The 18964-nt window shown below is 69.3% G+C and carries 18 protein-coding genes; 12 read left to right on the forward strand and 6 right to left on the reverse strand.

Annotated elements, in window-relative coordinates:
• Window positions 1–46: 46 nt before the first annotated feature.
• The 3 genes from ABZ404_RS26925 to ABZ404_RS26935 all read right to left on the reverse strand — a co-directional run bounded on the left by ABZ404_RS26925 (window position 47) and on the right by ABZ404_RS26935 (window position 3088).
• Window positions 47–862 (reverse strand): hypothetical protein, encoded by an 816-nt coding sequence (locus ABZ404_RS26925; protein WP_358834741.1) that lies wholly within the window; start codon window positions 860–862, stop codon window positions 47–49.
• Between the two features lie 634 nt (window positions 863–1496).
• Window positions 1497–2003, reverse strand: coding sequence for a hypothetical protein (locus ABZ404_RS26930; protein ID WP_358834742.1), 507 nt, complete (start codon window positions 2001–2003; stop codon window positions 1497–1499).
• Window positions 2004–2632: 629 nt separating this feature from the next.
• The gene (locus tag ABZ404_RS26935) at window positions 2633–3088 is read right to left on the reverse strand and encodes an ATP-binding protein (protein WP_358834743.1); all 456 of its coding nucleotides are present in this window, start codon (window positions 3086–3088) and stop codon (window positions 2633–2635) included.
• A 303-nt stretch (window positions 3089–3391) separates the two neighbouring features.
• Here ABZ404_RS26935 and ABZ404_RS26940 point away from each other — a divergent pair, with 303 nt between their 5' ends.
• The 4 genes from ABZ404_RS26940 to ABZ404_RS26955 all read left to right on the forward strand — a co-directional run bounded on the left by ABZ404_RS26940 (window position 3392) and on the right by ABZ404_RS26955 (window position 7368).
• Window positions 3392–4774: a Tat pathway signal protein gene (locus ABZ404_RS26940; RefSeq protein ID WP_358834744.1), complete on the forward strand. Its 1383-nt coding sequence runs from the start codon at window positions 3392–3394 to the stop codon at window positions 4772–4774.
• A 189-nt stretch (window positions 4775–4963) separates the two neighbouring features.
• Complete coding sequence (locus ABZ404_RS26945) at window positions 4964–5458, forward strand: TrmO family methyltransferase (RefSeq protein ID WP_358834745.1); 495 nt, start codon at window positions 4964–4966, stop codon at window positions 5456–5458.
• A gap of 690 nt (window positions 5459–6148) precedes the next feature.
• A complete protein-coding gene (locus tag ABZ404_RS26950; RefSeq protein WP_358834746.1) occupies window positions 6149–7018 on the forward strand; it encodes a helix-turn-helix transcriptional regulator in 870 nt (289 codons plus the stop codon).
• An 86-nt stretch (window positions 7019–7104) separates the two neighbouring features.
• Window positions 7105–7368, forward strand: coding sequence for a DUF397 domain-containing protein (locus ABZ404_RS26955; RefSeq protein ID WP_358834747.1), 264 nt, complete (start codon window positions 7105–7107; stop codon window positions 7366–7368).
• Window positions 7369–7768: 400 nt separating this feature from the next.
• Here ABZ404_RS26955 and ABZ404_RS26960 read toward each other — a convergent pair whose 3' ends face one another.
• On the reverse strand, window positions 7769–8176 hold the full coding sequence (locus ABZ404_RS26960; RefSeq protein ID WP_358834748.1) for a hypothetical protein: 408 nt from the start codon (window positions 8174–8176) through the stop codon (window positions 7769–7771).
• A gap of 755 nt (window positions 8177–8931) precedes the next feature.
• Between ABZ404_RS26960 and ABZ404_RS26965 the strand changes: the two genes are divergently transcribed.
• The 7 genes from ABZ404_RS26965 (at window position 8932) to ABZ404_RS26995 (ending at window position 16836) form a co-directional block, all read left to right on the forward strand.
• Window positions 8932–10098 carry an MFS transporter gene (locus ABZ404_RS26965; protein ID WP_358990970.1) on the forward strand — a complete coding sequence of 389 codons (1167 nt, stop codon included), beginning with the start codon at window positions 8932–8934 and terminating at the stop codon, window positions 10096–10098.
• Complete coding sequence (locus ABZ404_RS26970; protein WP_358836826.1) at window positions 10098–10790, forward strand: HAD-IA family hydrolase; 693 nt, start codon at window positions 10098–10100, stop codon at window positions 10788–10790. The genes ABZ404_RS26965 and ABZ404_RS26970 overlap by 1 nt, the downstream gene beginning before the upstream one ends.
• 371 nt (window positions 10791–11161) lie before the next feature.
• Window positions 11162–11701, forward strand: a complete 540-nt coding sequence (locus tag ABZ404_RS26975) for a hypothetical protein (protein ID WP_358836825.1) — start codon at window positions 11162–11164, stop codon at window positions 11699–11701.
• A 391-nt stretch (window positions 11702–12092) separates the two neighbouring features.
• On the forward strand, window positions 12093–13208 hold the full coding sequence (locus ABZ404_RS26980) for a helix-turn-helix transcriptional regulator (protein ID WP_358836824.1): 1116 nt from the start codon (window positions 12093–12095) through the stop codon (window positions 13206–13208).
• 343 nt (window positions 13209–13551) lie between these two features.
• A complete protein-coding gene (locus ABZ404_RS26985; protein ID WP_358836823.1) occupies window positions 13552–14217 on the forward strand; it encodes a hypothetical protein in 666 nt (221 codons plus the stop codon).
• Between the two features lie 92 nt (window positions 14218–14309).
• Window positions 14310–16355 (forward strand): hypothetical protein, encoded by a 2046-nt coding sequence (locus ABZ404_RS26990; RefSeq protein ID WP_358836822.1) that lies wholly within the window; start codon window positions 14310–14312, stop codon window positions 16353–16355.
• Between the two features lie 58 nt (window positions 16356–16413).
• Window positions 16414–16836 carry a hypothetical protein gene (locus tag ABZ404_RS26995; protein WP_358836821.1) on the forward strand — a complete coding sequence of 141 codons (423 nt, stop codon included), beginning with the start codon at window positions 16414–16416 and terminating at the stop codon, window positions 16834–16836.
• A 68-nt stretch (window positions 16837–16904) separates the two neighbouring features.
• Here ABZ404_RS26995 and ABZ404_RS27000 read toward each other — a convergent pair whose 3' ends face one another.
• Window positions 16905–17567: a lysophospholipid acyltransferase family protein gene (locus ABZ404_RS27000; RefSeq protein WP_358990996.1), complete on the reverse strand. Its 663-nt coding sequence runs from the start codon at window positions 17565–17567 to the stop codon at window positions 16905–16907.
• Between the two features lie 208 nt (window positions 17568–17775).
• Here ABZ404_RS27000 and ABZ404_RS27005 point away from each other — a divergent pair, with 208 nt between their 5' ends.
• Complete coding sequence (locus ABZ404_RS27005; protein ID WP_358836798.1) at window positions 17776–18603, forward strand: DNA ligase; 828 nt, start codon at window positions 17776–17778, stop codon at window positions 18601–18603.
• 50 nt (window positions 18604–18653) lie between these two features.
• On the opposite strand, the gene ABZ404_RS27010 is transcribed toward ABZ404_RS27005, so the two are convergent.
• On the reverse strand, window positions 18654–18941 hold the full coding sequence (locus tag ABZ404_RS27010) for a hypothetical protein (RefSeq protein WP_358836791.1): 288 nt from the start codon (window positions 18939–18941) through the stop codon (window positions 18654–18656).
• Between the last annotated feature and the right edge of the window lie 23 nt (window positions 18942–18964).

Consider the following 18964-nt stretch of genomic DNA (forward strand, 5'->3'; position numbering starts at 1 on the left):
TCGGGTACGGCTGGAGAGGCAGGCGGGGCCGGCCATGGATGTGTGATCAGATGTCCGGCGGTGCTACGTCGCCGCAGGCTCCGGGCTCGTCGGCCGCGGTGATGGCATTGGCGAGAAGCAGGGCATGCTGGGGGCTTGCACTGCCGAGCGAGATCCGGTGCGGACGGCTGGACGCGCAGGTGTGGCACGCCGGGTTGGGCACGCTCTCGATGGACTGTCCGCATGCCTGGGAGACGACGCGGCCCAAGAGTTGGGCGAGTTTCTCCACCTCGCGCCAGCCTTCGGCGTCCCAGCGGTCGCAGAGACCCAGCTCGTTGAACGCGGCGCTGGAACGGCCGTTGGTGAGGATCTCAAGGAGCGTGACGGCGTCAGGAGCGTTGATGTCGCCGATCTGCACCGTGCCGTCGGTCACGTAGATGTGGTCTTCTTTGATGCCGACCTTGGTGAAGGCTGCCCGCAGCCGCAGTGCCGCATTGTGTGCCTCGGAGCGCCGTTCGACCACCAAAGCGGCCAGGCGCCGTGCGTCGCCGCATGTAGCAACTGCCACCTCTGCGGCCGTTTCGGGACCGAACTCGACCAGCGTGACCTTCGCATGGACGTCGTGCTGACCGAGCAGATGCTGCAGGGGAGCGGCAGGGTTGGCCGCCGGCAGTTGTCCGTCGACGAGGAACGGCGAGGTCTCCCACCCTGACAGAGGGATGGTGAGCGATACGGCGGGTGCTGCGGCCGTCATGCCGATCTTCGGCATGGCGTGGACACCGCTGTCGCGGAAGGCCGTCTGCAGTTCTCGCGCAACGGCACGGCGCGCCTCCAGAGAGGCACTGTCGACTGGGGTGTCGACGTCGGCAGGCGCGGTCGTCATGGCGGGGTGCCCTTCATGCTGTCGTGCTGGTGCGTGGGTCGGTCGTCTGCGCTCGTGCGAGGTCCTCGAGCACGGCCGTTGCTGTGCGCGCGTTGCCCGAAGAGGACGAGCACTCCTATCGCGGCAATGAGCAGGCCGGTGATGATTCCTCCGGCGAGGGTCATCCCTGCCTCGGTACTGATCCGGCGACGATCAGGGTGAGCATCGCGAGGGCGAACACAGCGATTCGGACCTGATTACGAGTGGGACGCCTGAACACTCGGCCGGCGGCCCGCGCCGTCGTCCGCTCACGCATGGCAGGTGACCGTGATGACCGCGACCATCACCAGCCGGGCGCGAACGGTCACGACGAGCCGGCGCCTTCTGCGCCGCCTCGGGTGAGTGGGGGAGATGTCGGGGGTCATGGAGTCCTCGGGCGAAGGGTCGGGGGCAAACGAGCAAAGGTGTGGACCGGCTGCCGCGGGGGATCTGGGAACCGCGGCAGCCGGGACGGCAGCACGGGGGATCTGCCACTCGCTTTCGGCTTCCGGGACCGGGCCGGCGGTGTGCCGAACGGTCCCCCAGAGTCGGAGGCCGAAAGCCCACGGGCGAGCACCGGCGACGGGCGGGGCGTGGTGTGTCGCCGGGCTCGGGTCTATGCGGGCGGCCCGCAATCCCCCAGCGGACCCGCCGCGGCACTGACCAACTCGGCCGCCCGCTGTGACCTGTGCTGCGAGGGGGGCTGGGCGGGGCCGGGCGTTGGCGTTCGAGCGAGCGCGGGGAGGGGCATCGGCTCGGTCTTGGCGAGTTTCGCCTCGTCCACGTTCCGGGGACCTTCCACTGCCTGGCCGTCGGAAGGGAGGGGCCCTTGTGTGTCCGTGCCACGCGGTAGGGCGCTCACTGGGAGAGCGTCGATCAGGGCATGGGCGATCTCTGCGAGCCGGATGGTGAGGATCACCAGGGGCATGCGTTCTTCCGGTACCGGCTCCTCACGGATACAGCGTGCCTGGCTGACCAGGTCCGGGGCCGTGTCATCCAGGAGCTGTTCCAGGTGGGGGAGTTGCAGGCGCAAGCCCACCAGGAGCAGCGTGACGTCGTTGTCGTCGCGGGGCAGAGGCGACGTGCCCAGCACCCGTTCCACCAGGTCTTCGACGCCATGCACGAAGCCCCGGGGCGGGGCGGGCCACTGCGCCGGGAGGGCCGGGGGCAGGGACGGGGAGCGCCTACGCCAACCGAGCGTCAGGCGTAATGCGGAAAACACGTGGTCTCCGATCTGGGGGCGGACAGCGGCGGGCGCCCGATGCCGCTGCGGGCGGAGGGGCTGCGGGCGTGTCCGGAGCCGCGGACGCTTCGTGTTCACGGGGCGTCTCCGGCGAGGTCGAGGATCGCCGAGACGGCGTGAGCGAGGCGCCGACGTCGTCCCAAGACCGGTGCCGCCGCCGGTACGTACTGGAGTAGGGCCAGGCCGTGCTGGACGGCCGCGCTCGCGTCGGGACCGTGAAGCTGGGCGATCCGTCCAGGCGGCGATCTGGGCTCGGTCCGGTGCGGCCGCCTCACCTAGGACGTCCTCCAGCAGCGCCTCGGTCTCCTCGGCCTCTGTTGCTGTCGTGAAGCGGGCCGACACATCCAATCGGTTCAGCAGCTGCCCGTACGCCGTCTCCCTTGCGCCGGTCGGTGCGGTTCGGCCCCGGGCCGCATTCGAGGGTGGCGGGAAATCGAGCGTGTTCGGCAGCGTGCTCTCGGAGGTCGCAAGTCCTGCCCCAGCCGGGGAGCAGGTGGTCGCGTAGACGCTCATGATGCTCGCCTCCGGGGGGCGTCGAGCTCCGTCCAGACGGTCTTGCCGCTGCCGGAAGGATCGGTCTCGACGCCCCAGCGGTCGGAGAGCTGGTCGACAAGCCGGAGACCGCGTCCACTTGTCCGACTCGCAGAGAGGCCCCGCTCCTTGGGCCGTACGCCGGACGGATCACGCACGCCCATGCGCAGCTGGACGTCGGACCACATCACAGTGACCTTGACGGTGCTCCCGGGCGGGAAGCCGAGGCAGCCGTGCAGGACCGCATTGGTCACGAGCTCCGTACAGATCAGGACGACGTCATCGGCAACGCTGTCAAGGCCGTCCTCCTCCAAACGTGCGCGCAGCTGGCGCCGCACCCTCGGGATGGCCGCCTGCTCGGCGGGGAATGACACCTCGAACTGGGGCTCTTTCGCACCACGTGTACTGACACCGTCGAGAGGGGGGTTGTTCACCGCACACACTCCTTGAGCCGGCAGGGCCACGCCCCCATACACTGCGGGTAGAGCTGTCGGGCAGCCGGGCCTCCTGCGTGTCAGGTGGTTCATCGGCCGCTTCTCCTCTCCTGCCATCGGGTTTTCAGGGCCACTCGCCCGGTGGATTCGTGTGGATGAGGTCCGCGAATCCCCTGCGCTGCACGAGGGGTTGAGGAATATCGTCTTCACGAGACAACCGCGTCTTCGCAGCGCTGGGTATCCCGGTGAGGCCGCGGGACCAATGAACGTGATGAAAGATCGTTTCGGGGACGAGGACGCACCATGGGGCGTACGCGCAACGTCAAGCTGGCCGCTGCGATTGCCCAGGCGGGCCTGTCCCAGAGCCGCCTGGCTGCGCGCGTCAGGTCGGTCGCCGCGGAACACGGTGCCAACGAGCTGACCGGCGTGGGCCAGTCCCACATCGCGAAGTGGGTGGGCGGCGTCGTCCCCGAGCCCCAGGCTGCCCGTATCTTGGCCGAGACGCTCTCCCGATGCCTCGGTCGCCTCGTGACGCTCGCCGACATCGGACTGACGGCGGACACTGACGAGTTCGAGCTGCCGGCGTGGAGCGACGACCCACTGACAACGCTGGTGACGCTCGGGAGCAAAGACATGGTGGACATCGACCGCCGACACCTGCTGGCCACCTCGGCATACTCGGTGGCCGCCCTGGCCCTCCCCGACGACCAGTGGTTCGAGCGGGCCGCAGACCGAGCCCGGGCGCGCAAACCCCTGTCGAGCTACGTGGTTACGGCTCAGGACGTCGACGACGTCTGCGAGATGACCGCGATCTTCTCCCGCCGCGACCAGAAGCGCGGGGGCCGCGCCGGCCGCGCCGCCCTTGTCGCATACCTCCGCACAGATGTCGCCGAGCTTCTGAGCGGCCGGTTCCTGTCCGACGACGTCCGGCGCTCGATGACCTCCGCAGCAGCCGAACTCGCCTACCTCGCGGGATGGACGGCCTTCGACGGGCGTGAACACCCCCTCGCGCAGCGCTGGCTGACGATCGCCACGGGACTCGCCGAAGAGGCCAGAGACGCTCCACTGGCCGGGCACATCCTGCGGGCGATGGCCCACCAGGCCGTCGACCTTGGCCAACCGCAGGAGGCCGTGCGACTGGCCGAAGCCTCCCTGTCCAGCCGCCGTTACGCACACGCCTGCTGGCGCGAGCGCTCCCTGCTCGGCGTCGTGCACGCTCGCGGTCTGGCCGCCGCCGGCGAGAAGAGGGCCGCCGCCGCCGCACTTCTGCGCGCAGAACAAGACCTCGGCCGTGCCAGCCATGGAGACGATGAGCCAAGCCGGGTGTTCTTCTACACCGAGGCCAGCCTCGCCCACGAGACTGCCGCCGCTCTGCGAGACCTGGGCGACCTCAAGGGCGCCGAGACGCAATTCCACCGCAGCGTCCGGACACGGCGAGCGCAGTTCGCGAGGACGCACTCCGTCACCCTGGGCTACCTCGGCGCCGTGCAGGCCCAGCAAGGACACCTCGACAGCGCCTGCGAGACCTGGAACCAAGCCCTCGACGCCATGACCGGCGTCCAGTCGGGCCGGGCGAAGGAGACCGTTGTCCAGATGCGCCGCGCACTGTCGCCCTTCCGGAACCGAGCCGGGAGCCAAGCCGCGGAGCTGGACGCGCGCGCCCGTTCCATGCTGAGCCAGGCCTAACCTGCGCGGACCCCATACCTGGACCCGCGGGCCCCCGCCGCCCTTCCCAAGTTGGCGGACGTCGCAGTCGTCGGCACACTGCCCACGGCCAGCCAACGAAGGAGCGCTACTCGCCCCATAGGCTGACCGACTTGAAGTGCCAATGAACCTCTGACGAGGCCGGGACGGCCGAACACGAAAGGGACGCGAATGAGCAGCCCAACGCGGATCGAGATCACGGCAGTCGCGCAGGTCGTCGCGGGCCATACGGACCCCGTCGACGATTTCCAAGGCGGCGTGGAGTCGATCATCCGCATGAACGAGGACTTCCCGCTGGAGACCCTTCAAGGACTCCAGGAGTTCTCGCACCTGGAGGTCCTGTGGCACTTCCATCGGGCCAGCCCCACGGACGTGGCCCTGCATGCGCGTAGCCCACGCAACAACCCGGCTTGGCCGGCAACGGGCACCTTCGCTCACCGCAACCATCGACGGCCGAACCAACTGGCCGTTAGCCACCCGAAGCTCGTACAGGTCGACGGACGAGATCTTTACGTGACGGACTTCGACGCGGTCGTCGGCACGCCCGTCTTCGATGTCGCGCCCTGGATGCCGGTCATGGGTCCCCAGGGTGAGGTACATGTCCCCACATGGGTCGACGAGATGTTGACCCGGTACTGGGCTGCCCCCGACCAGGGAGCCGAGTAACTGTCGGGGACCAGCCAACTCAGAGACGTTTCTGACGCTTCGCGAAATCTCGGCAGGAAAGGTGAGAACGGTCACAGAACGCCGTGCAGGCTGCCAGTGACATGGCCGGGAAGCCGTGCCGAGTCGGTCACTCGGCATGGCCATCCACGTCCTCCAGCTCGTTCGGCGCCGCCAGCCAACCATCCCCACCCGAGAGAGGGCGCACCCACCACCTGGTGAGGTCGTACACCCCGGGCGCAACGACCAGCTGAACCTGCCGCTTCCGCACGGTGTCGTATGCAGCGCGGTCGGCGTGCAGGCTCTCGGAGCTCCTGTCGGGCACCGACGGGCGGTGCCGCGCCGAGGAAGCCTCCCGCGTCGCGTCGGCGGTGATGGTCGAGTCGCAGCTCGTACGCGGCTCGAAGTGAGGGTGCGCATCAAGCGAGGTGGGGGGCATAGCCGGTCCTCGTCGGTTGGCGAAGGGCAGCCGGACGCGGTCACGGAGTGTGCGCAGATAGCTGCCAACTGTTGCGACGCGTCGAGTATGGCAGCGCCATCTTCTTTACGTAAAGCTATGTTGCGAAAATTTCTCAGCGAGCCTTTTCGCGTTCCCAGGGTCTGCGGCCGAGGGCTATCGTCATATCGACACGTGACACAGAGACACCTGGCCGCGTGTCGCCTCAAGGCCAAGTCCGCACTGAAGGAGTCGAGATGGCCGCCGTTGACGACAGATCAGTCGCGTTGTGCCGCATCCTGCTCAGACTGCAGCTCCGCCGGCTCCGCCAGGAACGAGGACTCAATGCCTCGGCCGTCGCCAAGGTGTTCGGCTGGTCTACGGCTCGCATGACCCGCCTGGAAACGAAGGACACTGCGGTCGAGGTTGGCGACGTCCGGCTGCTGTGCGACTACTACGAAGCTCCGCTTGAACTGCGCGACGAGCTGGAGAACTACGCCCTCATCACCAAGACCAGGAAGGACTGGTGGGAGGAGAAGCCCTACAAGGGCAAGATCCCGCCTTGGTTTCAGGCCTGCCTCGGCCTGGAAGCTGCGGCCCGGAAGCTTCGCATCTACCAGTCCGAGTTCGTGCCAGGCCTCACCCAGGATCTGGAATATGCCAGGGCCATCCTCGCCCTCTCCGACGCCGATGAGGAGATCCAACGCGTCCACGCCGAGGTTCGGGCGAAGCGGCAAAGCATCCTGGAGCGCTCCGACCCTCCGTCTGTCACTGTGGTCCTCAACGAAGGAATCATCCGCCGACCCGTTGGCGGAGCCGCAGTCATGCAGCAGCAGCTATTGCGGCTCAGCCAACTCGCTGAACAACCGCACATCACGATCAGAGTGCTCCCCTTCGCTGCTGGCGCCCATCCCGCCATGCACGGCCCCTTCACCCTGTGGGACTTCGAAGACGAGACAGTTGGCGAGCTTGCCTATCTCGAGACGCTTGTAGACGGCGGCGTCCACTCGGACGCCGAGAAGGTCGCTCCGTTCATCGACGCCTTCGAACGGCTCGAGGCCCTGGCCGCCGACCCCAGCCTGTCGGCAACGATGATCGATGACGCTGCCGCCAGCCTGGGCCGCTAGCACTCTGCCCACGTAGGCGCTGGCGATCCGAGGACGCAGGGGAGACTCTGAGAGGATGCCCGGGCACCGGCCCGGGAGGCCTTCACGTGGAAGGCCGTCGGTTATGGAAGAAGTTAGGAGAGTCTCCGTTGACGCAGGAGCTCACATGGCGAAAGAGCAGTTACAGCGGTCAGAACGGAGGTGACTGCATCGAGTGCGCAGCGCGGGTGACCGCCGGATCGGCGGGGCGCCCAGGCGAGGTACTCGTGCGTGACTCGAAGGACAAGGCAGGGCCACAACTCGCGTTCCCCGTCGCGGCATGGAACAGCTTCGTGGCAGCGGCAGCCGACGATGAGTTCGGAGCCGTGTAAACCTGACCCAACTCCGCGTTGAGTCAGCAGTTCCAGAAGCGTCCCTCCTCAAGCGTAGTGAGGAGGGACGCTTCGGCGTTCTACCTTCCCCCCAGAAGGCGATGAGAGCAACCACCCCTTGCATAGGCGCGGTGCACCGCCCCGCGCCTAGGTGCCTAGGCCAATCCAGGTCTGATGGATGGGTTACTACGAGAACATTGCTCTGAGGACACGGCGTCTGCCGCCGAGGTCGAGCTGAACCCCCGGCCGCACGGGCGAGGGTGATTGGCTTGGGCCGCAGCGCGGTCTCCGCGGCAGCGAGCCAGCGTACGAAGTGGGCGTCGACCTCGCCCCGGGCGTCCCTGAGCGTCAGGTCGGCTGTGCGGAGGGGCAGTCCCTGACGGCTCCTGGCCGAACGATGTCAGTATCCAAGCTCATCCTGAATCCGCAGCACATCCAGGATGTGAAGCAGTTGCCCGTCAGCGGAGCGGGCCACCAGCATCACCTCATGGGGCGCCGTGTCGCCGTAGTCGGCCGTGGTGATCTCCTCGCGGAGCTCGGCCTCGAAGACTGCACACTGGGGGCAGTTCTTTAGGTGGATCAGATAACGGGCCGGTGCTCTCAGCGTGCTCCCGCGATCGTGCAGGAGGAGCGCAGGCTCCCCGCTGGCGTGGGTCCCTGCACCTTCGCGGACCTGGTAGACGATGTGCGGCCGCTCGAAGCGGCGGGCGTCGATGACGGACCCGATGACGTGGACATCGTCACCGGGCTGGAAGTGGGACGTCTCGATGATCCGCTCGTGCACGGCACCAGTAAGTGGCTCGGTCATGAAAGTGGACGGTAGAGCTGGGGCAAGGTGCGGGGGAGAGGGGTAGGCCGTCCCGCGGGACGGGCAACTGGGCGGAGCCGGAAGGTGGTTCACCGAGTGGCGGTTGCGTTCCGTCCTGTACGGCGCGGCTTGGCCGCCGGGCGGGCGCGCAGAGCGCGATGCCAAGGGGAGGCCGCCGGCAGCCGTCACTCCGCACTGCACTGAACTGTCGCCGTCACATCCGCCCGGTGATGGCCGCGAGTGACCTGCCGCGGGACCGCCTGGCGGGATGGAAGAGGCGGGACGTGTTCCTGGGCCTGACGCTTTCCCGACCAGGGCTCCCGTCAACAGAAATGGCGCATTGCGGGCATGCCTGGACTCGGTCAGCGTTGCCTCCCGACACCCACCGTGCTCGCCGCCCGTGCTGCTCCGGAGGAATCTGTGCCTGCCGTCCCCCGCCGACATCCGTTCCCTGCCTTTCCTGGTTCGGCAGATCCATGCCGGGCGGGAGCGCGGCAGGCATCCGCCCGAAGGGCATGGCTGGAGCACTACGCGGGCGACAACGCTGATGTCTCCTTCTCCGGCCCCTGCCCGCCTGGGCCCCCGGCGGACCAGCCACGGTGCCCCGATACCCCCTGGCGAGCGAAGGTCACGATGACACCCGATACCCCTGTGACCGTGCCCAGACCCATCCCGGCAGCGCCGCACCGTGCCGTCGCGGCACGGGTGTTCGGTGTGCGGACTCCCGGCTCTGCCGCACCGGCCCAGGACGCACGATGGTGACCGCGACGATCACGGTCGATGCTGGCGCTCCGCCTCGGGCCGCACGGCGCCTGCTCACCGGCTTCTTCATCGGGCTGGGTGTGGTCATGGCGGTATGGGGGGCGCGGATGCCTGCCGTGCAGGCAGCGGCCCACCTCGGCCCCGGCCGACTGGCCGTGGTGCTGCTGGCCGCAGCGGCAGGTATGGTCGCCGGCCTGCAGTTCGGCGGCCGCCTGGCCCAGCGGCATGGCCCCGCCCGGCTGCTCGTGGCGCCCGCCATCGTCTTCGGCGTCACTCTCGGTGCCCTGGGACAGTGCCGCTCCCTGACGAGTCTCTGCGTCGTCGCGGTGGCCTTCGGCCTGGCGCACGGTCTTCTCGACGTCGGAGTCAACGCGGCAGCGGTGCAGTGCCAGCAGGGGTACGGCCGCAGCATCATGTCCGGACTCCACGCCGCTTACAGCCTAGGCGCGTTGGCCGGTGCCGGAATCGCTGCGGCCACCACCTGGTTGTCCCACCAGGTCGTATTCGCCGCTGTTGCCGCCGCAGTTGCCCTGGCGGCCGCAGCAGCCGGGCCGAAGATGCGGCACATACAGGAGCTCGACCAGCACCCCGCCGGTGAAGCGCACAGCGACTCCGAAGGGCCCCAGGGACTGAGCCGCTCGACGATGTGGCTGCTGGGATCGCTCGCCGCAGCGTGCCTGCTCGCGGAAGGAGCGGCCACCGACTGGGCGGCTGTGCACCTGCGCCATCTGGACGCGTCGGAAAGCGCTGCAGCGTCCGCCTACGCCCTTTACAGCGCGGCCATGGCCGCAGGTCGACTGTTCGGTGACCGGTTCACCGCCCGCTTCGGCGCGGTCACCGTCGTACGAGCGGGCGCCCTGATCGCGTCCGCCGGCCTGGCCGCAGGAGTGCTCGCCAACTCCGCTCCTGCGGCACTGGCCGGATGGATGGCCCTCGGCCTGGGCCTGTCCACAGCGGTCCCTTCCTTGATCACCGCCGCCGGACGCGGCGGCCCGCGAGCCGTGGGCACCGTAGCGGCGACCGGGTATATCGGCCTGCTGGCCGGACCCGCCGCGATCGGCGCGCTCGCCTCGGTCCTCACGCTTCCCGCAGCCCTCGTTCTTCCCGCAGTCCTGGCTGCCGTCGTCGCAGTCACCGCCCGCCGAGCACTGGAGTCTTGATGACCAGCACACTCACCACCGCTTCCCAGCCCCTGCCCGTCGACGAGCTGGAGGCGGTGATCTGGGACTACAACGGGGTCATCGGGAAACAGCCGACCCTCGACATGTGGTCGCGTCTCGCGGTCCTGGCCGGTTGGCCCGCCGCGCACACCGAGATCTTCCAGCGGGCCTTCTGGGGCAGACGCGCCGCCTACGACGCTGGCGCCGTCAGCGATCAGGCGTTCTGGCAGGACCTGGTGCGCGGCGGACGGGAAGCGGCCCCCGGAAGCGAGCTCCTGGCCGCCCTGCGCACGGCCGACACCCAGATGTGGACCCGCACCGACCCAGCGGTCCTCGAGGTCCTCCACCGCGCGCACGCAGTCGGCGTCCCCATGACGCTGCTGTCCAACGCCCCGCTCCCACTGGCCTCGGCTCTCGACGACACCGAGTGGTGCGCCACCCTGATGTCCCGCACCGTGTACTCGGCCAGGATCGGGGTGAACAAGCCCGAAGACAGAGCGTACGAAGCTGCCCTTGCAGCGGCTGGGTGGCCCGCCCCCGGCCGGACACTGTTCGTCGACGACCGAGCCGACAACATCGAAGCCGCAGCCCGACTGGGAATGCGCACGCTGCACTACCAGGGGGACACGGCCGAGCTGGCCAGCCGGCTACCGCAGGCCACCTTGGCCCAGACGGCTCCTTCCGCAGCCTGACCCACCAGCAGCTCCCAGGGCCGGGGCTGGTGCACCGCACCCGATCGGGCGCGCGGTTGCCCGCCGACCACCGCTGACGAACAGGGCACTGTGTCGCGGACCAGCTCCGTGACCACCCCTGAACACCGTCCTGAGCACCCCGGACCAGGGCGCTGTGGGCTGAACCGTCCGTGGCGGCCCGTCCTGCGGGCCGCCGGACAAGTCGACCGCCAGGAGGAACCGGCAGCCTCCAGCAGAGTCGACGATCCCTGAGGACATGGAGCGTCTGGTGACCACTGCCTTCGACAGCAATCCTGCCGCTGTGCACACGGTTGCCGATCGCGAAGCGGTTGACGGGACCGCGCGGTGCCGAGGACAACTAACTTATGGCTATGGCCGCCGCATTCTCCCCGAGTTCCTCATTCCGAACCGCCGAATACTGGGCGGCGCTTGAGACCATCGCGGACGACCTGATCAACCACACCATGCCCCACGCTGCTCGTCTCTCCGGGGACGCGCGCGGCACCCTCCAGCGGCTGTCGAGCCGCGGGTTCGGCCCCGTGAGCCTCTTCGACCTCTGCGCCCTTCTGGTCCTGGCAGCATCCCGGGCACCAGCAGAGCACCCCCGCGCCGGCAACCACGCACCGGAGAATCCGCCGCCCGGCACGCCGACGACGGTCGCGCCGCATGCCGCCCCGATCACGGAACTTAAGAGAGGCCCCGTGACGGTGTCGGCGCACCCGACGGAACGACACGTCCAGCATCTACGGGAACTCGAAGAGGCGGTGGCCGAAGCCCTGTTGATCAGCCCGGAACAGCCTAGGGCACGCGATGCCGCACGCCGCGCGCTCATGGCCAGAGGCCGAACGGTCCAGGATGCAACCGCGGTCTACGGGATCGTCTGCGAACTGTTCCCTACTGCAGCCACCTGAGCTCCGAGGGCGCGGTCTGTGACCCGGCCGGCCCGAACGCGCTCGGCACACGCTCTGGGGCGCGACGAAATCCGTCGAGAAGCACCTGCCTCCCGAGCCGGGCCTGCCAAAGCGGCACTGCCACTGTGTAAAAGTCCAACACCCTGCCGCTGCCACCGGCAGGTCGAGCAGCACGCTCGATGCGCCGACTGCCCTGTACTGAAGCCGTCTGCGCCGTACTCTTGAGCGAAGACGTGGTCCACGATGCGGCTATGGACGTGACAAATCGTTGTCTGGGTTCGCTATACAAGCGTTCCTTCCACTGAGACCGTACGGGGCAGTAGAACAGTCTGTACAGCGCTGGTGGAACACCCGACCCGGGTGAGTGGATAGTCGAAGTCAGGAGCCGAGCATGGTGGGCGCCAACCTTGCTGAGGTAATCGCGGTCTACCGAGCCCGAGCCGCTCTCGAACCCTCGCATGTGGCCGAGCGGGCAGGCATCTCCCTCGCTCAGTACCTCGCCCTCGAACAAGGCACCGCCTGGCCAGGCAGGGAAGCCGTCGAGGCGATCATCGAAGCTCTCAAGATCCCCCACAGTCACCGTGCCCGTCTCACCACGGCCGGCGCTCCCCTCGACATCTACCTGCAGCGCATGCTGCACCGCTATGACATCCCGGCCCTCATCGTGGACAGCAACTGGCGGACGGTGGAGGCGAACACCTTTGCCCGCGCACTACTACCCGACTCGGCCCGATCGGGCTGGAACCTGATGCGCTGGATCCTGTTGGACGCCGACGCACGAAGACGGCTCGCCAACTGGGACGACGTCGCCCAGGGCTTCTCCGGTGCCCTCCACGCCGCCATCACTGCGGTGCCACGTGACCCCGAGTTGCTCGCCATCCGCGACGACGCGGCCAAACTCGGACTCTCCTCGTGCAGCGTCTCACGGGACTGCCCCGACGGGCAGGTACTGGTCTGGCGTACGGACAGCGGCGCGTACCCGATCTCCGCCTGCATGGTCACCGTCCCAAGCGGGCGCCCGGACCTGCAGCAGATCATCTTCGTTCCGCGAAGCGCCCAGCCCGTACCCGTACTCATGGCCGCGCCGTCAACCCCCGCCCTCTGGTACGGGCCGCTGCTGACCGATCTGCTCTCTTGCGGGCTGTGCGGCCTTCTCCTGACCGGCGGTGGCCAGCCGACCACCTACAGCTGCGCCACGGGATGCCTGCCCGAGCTCCCCGCCGACCGCCTCGAGCTCCGCATCGCGCAGCAAGTACTCGCCCGCGCGTTCTCCACCGAGGGCTGTCGTGAACTCGGTATCGCACAGGAGATCCTTCTGGCCGACGGTGTCGAACTGGAGCTGAATGTCCCCGTCTCCCCCCAGCACGCGCTGAGTCAGTGGCAACGCTCGATGACCGACACCCAGCGCCGAGGCATCCTCACCACGACCCTGAGGTCCGCAACGGTCCGTCCGTCGTTGCACCACGACGGTGTCGACCTCACCTACAACTGGCTCGAGCGGATCTGACCCACGACAGCGGGCGCGCACGCCTGCGGCTGCTCCAGTTGCCGGGGCAGCCTCCGTCACGGCGGGGCCATCCAAACCCCTCAGCCGCCCCGGCACGAGCCATCGTCTCAGCTCGGCTCCGGCGGCCGAGGCCGGAGGGCGAAAGTCGTCCGGAAGGCCCTCGCCCCGACTCCACCGACGAGCCCTCAGACGCCAGCCATCCGCCGGGCGGGACAGCCCATCAGATACCTGCAGCCCGACGGTCCGCCTCGCGGGACGCGGCCGCTCCAAGTCCACCTGGTCCGTCCACCGACACCTAGCGTCCCCTCCTGAGGAGCTCGCCGCCGCTTGTCAGGAGAATCAGATGGGCCGCAGGAAACCGACCCGCACACGTCGCCCCCGCCAGGAGCGGTCGCTCGAGCGCACGCCCGGCGACCTGTTCCCACAAGGGACGATCATCCAGATGCTCACCGACTCCACGGCGCGAGCACACACCACGGCGCTGGCCCAGGGCATGGCACACCCGCCGTCCCTCACCGCCCTGCGTGCCGGCCGCGTCGTCGCCGTAGCTCACACCCGTCCGCTCTACACCGGCGCAGACGCCCAGAAGGGCATCGAGGGCCTCTCCCTCCTGGCGGCCGCCGTAGCCGCCGACTGCGTTGTTCTCAGCTGGGAAACCTGCGACGTCAAGATCGCCTGTGGCGTCCCCCTCGACGACCCCGACCCGGCTCTCAACGTCCTCATCGCGGGCGAAGACGGCCAGTACATGCACGTCGAGTTCCCCTACAGCTCGCACCCCATCGGCGGCCGCACCCGAACCGGCCTCCAGGGCTTCCGCCCGCAATGGCACGCCCCCATACAGTCCACGAACACCCCGGTTCTCGGGCCCATCCAGCGGGCCATGGAACAGTCCTTCGCCCAACGGGGAGCCGTCGCTCCATCCGGGCTGGACGCCACCGTGGTTTGGATGCAAGGGCACGGCTACACCGTCAACCTGATCGACGCCCGCCCGCCCGCCGCAGCCGAATGAGGGCGAAGCGCTGAGCGCGCCATTTCCCTCGGCGAGGGGACCGCAAGGCTGGCCCGAGACACGGCCGCCAGATGTACCACTACGCTTTCCGGGTGAGCAATGACGCACTCCCTGGAGCCACCCCGGACGAGCCCTTCGACGACGACGCCGAGGCGGGCTACGAGGACTGGGACGAGCTGGGGATCTCGGAGGACTGGGAGCGGCTGTGCTCGCCGGTGACGCGGCGAATCCTGGTGCTGGCCCTGCGCGCGCTCAGCGCCGCAGCCTCTCACGACGCAGCAGTCTTCGGGGACGAGCCGTTCGATCCGAACGACGGGCGCGGCGCGGGACTCTTGGCGCGACTGCCACGCTGCACCGACCGCCTCGGCAGCGACTTCCGCACCCTGTTGGCACCAGCGGCGGATGGACTGCTGGACGATCTGCAGGACGCCCGGATCCCGCTGGGGCGTAACCCGGCGGAGGGGCTGCTGATGCACCTCATGATCGAAGAGGCGCGCGCTATCCACTACCGCGCGGTCACCGACTCGGAGTTCCGAGCCGGCTGCGGGCTCACCGACAGCGACCTGGAGGACCCTGAGCACTTCGATTGGTCCGAGCTGCGCCGACTGCTGTTCATGGAAGACGATCTTCTGAGCCTGTACGGCGGCGTCGCGTTGAGCCCCGCGAGCGGGCCGTCCCCGTCGCTCACCACATCGGCGGACGGCTGGTCCTATCACTACGGCTTCCTGCCGTTCCGGACGAACACCCAGCCCGCCGAGCCCCAACTGGCCTCCGAGACGCCCGTCCTGCTGAGCCCGGTGGAGGGCGACCCTTGGGTTGCGCTGAACGACCGGGAGCAGGACCGCCCGCGCGGGACGCGGGCCGACCTGCTGTCGCCGGCGGGCGCCCGGCTGTGGGCTGGCGTCGCCGAGGAACTGTCCGAGTGCGCCTACTACCAGGCGCTCGAGTGGACGGACGCCCCGTACGTTCCGCTGGTGCCGGGCGACGAGGACCCCGAGGACATCGTCTTCATGCGGCTGCCGCGCTGCGCCGACCGACAGAACCAGGCGTTCAGACTTCAGGTGGCCCGCGCGTTCGCCGACCTGGCTGCCGACGTCCGCGCCGGGGCGCTGCCGGTGCCCCGCACCCACGGCGAGGACCTGGCGCTGCTCATCACCAGCCATCGGGCCGCCGACCGGGCCGAATCTGCGCAGGCCATGGCCGATGACCCCTTCGACGACGATCCCGACTACGACTGGTACGGCATCCCGCTGCATGCCTTCGCCCGCCTGGCTCCGTCCGAGTTCGACTACTCACTGATGGACGAGACGCTCACCGCAGCCGCTGAGGCCTACCTGCTGTGGGGCGAGACCACCGGTTTCGAACATCCCGATCACGAGGTCAATAAGAAGATGAGCCGCGAGGACCTGCGGCCGGAGACCTGGTTCCACACCTTCGCCAACGTGCACCCGCGGCCGGCTGGCCGCAGCCATCCACGGAAGGTCCTCGACCGGCTGCCCGCCGACGCCCAGGAGGCTCTCCATCTCCTTGCTCTGCAGCAGGAGATCGCCGACGCGCGCCGCCAGGACGACGGGCCGCAGCTGGAGGACCTCGACGATGCGCCCCAGGACTGCGGATGCGGCTCGCCGTGCTGTCCGGGCCCCGGCCCTTGGCACGGCCCCGGCGGCGCCTCCGCGTTCGAGCAGCGCGCCACCGGTTCGGTCCGGGCCCGCACCCCGTTCATCGCGGCCGTGCGCCAGACCGTCCTCACTGAGCTGGGCGGCGTCCTGCACAAGCAGACCCGGCACGCCCAACTCCTCGACCCAGAGGAGCCGTTCAAGACCACCGGGTGCCTGGTCCTGAGCGATCACACCACGACGGCCCTCACACAGCTGCGCGAGATCCTGCCGGGCGTCGAAACCTCCGGCCACTCCGTGCGGTTGGGGGTCTGCTGGGCTGGCCCGGGCGGCCGCCACGAGAAGGCCCAGTGGTACTGCGTCGACGTCATGGGGATCGAGGAGCATTCCGCCGGCCCGCGGGACGAACCCTGGCTGCGGGTGGCCGCCCACGAGATCCTGCAAGCCGGGATGGCTCTGGCCGACATCATCGCGGTCCGGCGCGCCGACCCGACCACCCCACTGTCCCCACTGTCCGCGTAGTGCCAACCCCGGGAACCCCTTGATGCCTACACCGGCCACGGACCCTCGCCGCGCTGTCATGATCACCGTGCTCGTCCCGCTGCTCCAGGCCAGCTGTCCACCGCAGGGAGGCGGCTACGGAGGCAGCGTCGAACTCCGTATGCCCGATCAGGAGGCGGACGACCTCGGCGGCGCCGACCTGCTCCGGTCAGCGCTCCGTGCGGCGGCACGTCAGCTCGGCTGGAGGGTGGAGACCTACGCCTGGGTCGGGACCCAGCACGGGACCATGGTCGGCGTGGTGGACCGCCGCGACGTACCGCGACAGTTCGCCGAGGCGGTCCGCGGCGATATGGCCCTCCGGGCGCGAGCCGCCGTCAACCGGGTCGGCCGCCCAGGCGCCCCGGCGCAGCAGCCCCCAGCCCCGGCCGAAGCCGACCCGCATATGCCCACAGCCGCCTTCAGGACCGCGTACGAGCAAGCCCAGCGCCCCGCTGCCTCCTGAGGCACCTCCAGCAGAGGCGACAGCGGTGACCCGGGCCGTGCCGACCGTGTCCGCCGGGACAGGGGAGTCTAGAACGAGAGCGCGGCGGGCTCCCCGAGCCGGGTGGCCGCCGTCCGCCAGGCTTGGGTCACCGCGGTGTGCGCTGTGGCCAAGCGCCCCGCCCGGTCACCGGTGAGCTGCAGCGCCGCCCCGACGTGGACGTGAAGTCCCGGACGGCGCAGCGGCGCCGTGACCAGCCCAGCGAGCTGCTTCACCGTGCTGCCCGAGGTGACTCGGCGTGCCCCTGCCTGCCCGACAGGCACGACGGGCGCTCCGGTGCGCTCGGCCAGCAGGGCCAGGCCGCTGCGGAAGGACCCGGGGGCCGCTTCACCGGCGTCCCTTCGGCGGGGCAGGCCCCCCTCGGCGTAGATGAGCACCGATCGGCCTTGCTCCAGGGCCTGCACGGCGGCATCGACTGCGTCGCCTGCCCGCCGGTCGCCTCGATGCACCGGGATGTGGCCCCCGCGGGCGAGGAGATGGCCGAGCAGGGGGACGCGCCACAGCCCGGCGGTCGCCATCACGACCGGATCGGCGCCGATCCGGTGCAGGGCGGCAAGCACGATCGCCGGGTCGACGAGCGACGTGTGATTCGCCGCGTACAGGCTGCCGGGCATGATCGTGAAGCTCGAATCGGTGGTCACCGACAGACGTCCAACGGTGGGCACCAGGACGCCGGCGATGCGGTTGAGCATGAGTGGTCTCCCCCTCTTGGCGATGTTGATCTTCATGTTCATCAGAGGCCGGTGCCGTGACATGAGCGGTCATACTCATTTCCGCGTCCGCACCTCAGACAAGACGTAGGGGTGTGCGCGGAGGAGCGGGCGTCGACGGGCGGTGCGCCAGGGGCCACCGCAGGCTGGTGGGGTGGAGTTCCCAGCGCCCGTAGCCCTTGCCCAGTCGGTGCCCCAGCTCCCGGCCGGACGAGGCTGGTGGTTCGAACCCAAGTTCGATGGGCATAGGGTGATCTTGTGGCGTGAGGAGAGCGGCGTGCGCCTGCAGTCCCGGTCCGGCCGCGAGGTGACCGACGTCTGGTCGGACCTGGCCCGGGCGGCTCTGCGACTGCCCGCCGTGACTGTCCTTGACGGCGAAGCCATCGTCTACGTATCCGGCCACGTCGACTTCAGCGCGGCGCAGGCCCGGGCGGCCTCTGCCCCTGCCAGAGCGGCGAATCTCGCAGCCCGGTGGCCTGCCTCGTACGCCGCATGGGACATCCTCGTACACCCCGAGCACGGAGACGTCCGATCCCGCCCGTACCTGGAGCGCAGGGCGCTGCTGCTCGACGTGCTCGAAGACGTGGGGCCACCCCTGCAGGCGGTCCCGGCCACGGACGACCGGGCCACCGCGCTGCTGTGGCACGACGCCCTGCGGGTGCAAGGGGTCGAGGGCCTGGTCGCCAAGCACGCCACCTCCCCGTATCGCGCGGGCCGGATCTGGAAGAAGGTGCGCCACGCGGACACCGTGGATGCGCAGGTTGTCGGCTACACCGGCCCCGCATCGCGGCCGCGGGCACTGGCTGTCCGTCTGCCGGACAGCCGCATCGCGCTCTCCCAGCAGGTCAACGCACAGCTCGCGTCGCAGGTGGCAGCCCACCTGACCGGCGCACACCCGGCGCTTAGGGCACGCACGGATTCCGGGGCGGTGTACCAGGTGGTGGAGTCAGGCCCGCTGGTCGAGGTGCTGAGCGGGACGACTCGGCACGGGGTGGTGACGGTGACCCGGCTGCGGTGACCGAGGCCGCTGCGCCTGGCCGCGCCGCCGGGTGCGCGCCGCAGTTCGGCTCAGGGGAGAACGGGGGCCGACGTCGTCCGCTGCTCGGGGAAGGTGTCGGTGATCTTTTCCAGGAGGGCGTGGAGGCGGTTGGTGTTCATGGCCACCCATTCGCTCATCTCGCGAGTGGTGACGGACTTCCCGTTGGGCAGCACGAGGGCGGCGGAGGTGCCGCAGAGGGCGACTGCGCGCTCGAGGTGGCTGAGGGAGGCGACGAATTCGGTGATCAGGGGTGTCTCGACGGCGCTGACATGGAGTACCTGGTCGCAGGCGTGGCGGGGCCGGATGGCGGTGGTCATCAGGTCGTACCTTTCGTCGGAGG

The sequence above is a fragment of the Streptomyces sp. NPDC005878 genome, from assembly GCF_040629815.1.
Classification (GTDB): Bacteria; Actinomycetota; Actinomycetes; order Streptomycetales; family Streptomycetaceae; genus Streptomyces.

Excerpts from the sequence above, each read along its gene's own strand:
- ABZ404_RS26925 (WP_358834741.1), bottom strand. The coding sequence starts at position 862 with ATGACGACCGCGCCTGCCGACGTCGACACCCCAGTCGACAGTGCCTCT.
- ABZ404_RS26980 (WP_358836824.1), top strand. The coding sequence starts at position 12,093 with ATGGTGGGCGCCAACCTTGCTGAGGTAATCGCGGTCTACCGAGCCCGA.
- ABZ404_RS26975 (WP_358836825.1), top strand. The coding sequence starts at position 11,162 with ATGGCCGCCGCATTCTCCCCGAGTTCCTCATTCCGAACCGCCGAATAC.
- ABZ404_RS27010 (WP_358836791.1), bottom strand. The coding sequence starts at position 18,941 with ATGACCACCGCCATCCGGCCCCGCCACGCCTGCGACCAGGTACTCCAT.
- ABZ404_RS26995 (WP_358836821.1), top strand. The coding sequence starts at position 16,414 with ATGATCACCGTGCTCGTCCCGCTGCTCCAGGCCAGCTGTCCACCGCAG.
- ABZ404_RS26950 (WP_358834746.1), top strand. The coding sequence starts at position 6,149 with ATGGCCGCCGTTGACGACAGATCAGTCGCGTTGTGCCGCATCCTGCTC.
- ABZ404_RS26970 (WP_358836826.1), top strand. The coding sequence starts at position 10,098 with ATGACCAGCACACTCACCACCGCTTCCCAGCCCCTGCCCGTCGACGAG.
- ABZ404_RS26965 (WP_358990970.1), top strand. The coding sequence starts at position 8,932 with ATGGTGACCGCGACGATCACGGTCGATGCTGGCGCTCCGCCTCGGGCC.
- ABZ404_RS26985 (WP_358836823.1), top strand. The coding sequence starts at position 13,552 with ATGGGCCGCAGGAAACCGACCCGCACACGTCGCCCCCGCCAGGAGCGG.
- ABZ404_RS26960 (WP_358834748.1), bottom strand. The coding sequence starts at position 8,176 with ATGACCGAGCCACTTACTGGTGCCGTGCACGAGCGGATCATCGAGACG.
- ABZ404_RS26940 (WP_358834744.1), top strand. The coding sequence starts at position 3,392 with ATGGGGCGTACGCGCAACGTCAAGCTGGCCGCTGCGATTGCCCAGGCG.
- ABZ404_RS27000 (WP_358990996.1), bottom strand. The coding sequence starts at position 17,567 with ATGCTCAACCGCATCGCCGGCGTCCTGGTGCCCACCGTTGGACGTCTG.
- ABZ404_RS26945 (WP_358834745.1), top strand. The coding sequence starts at position 4,964 with ATGAGCAGCCCAACGCGGATCGAGATCACGGCAGTCGCGCAGGTCGTC.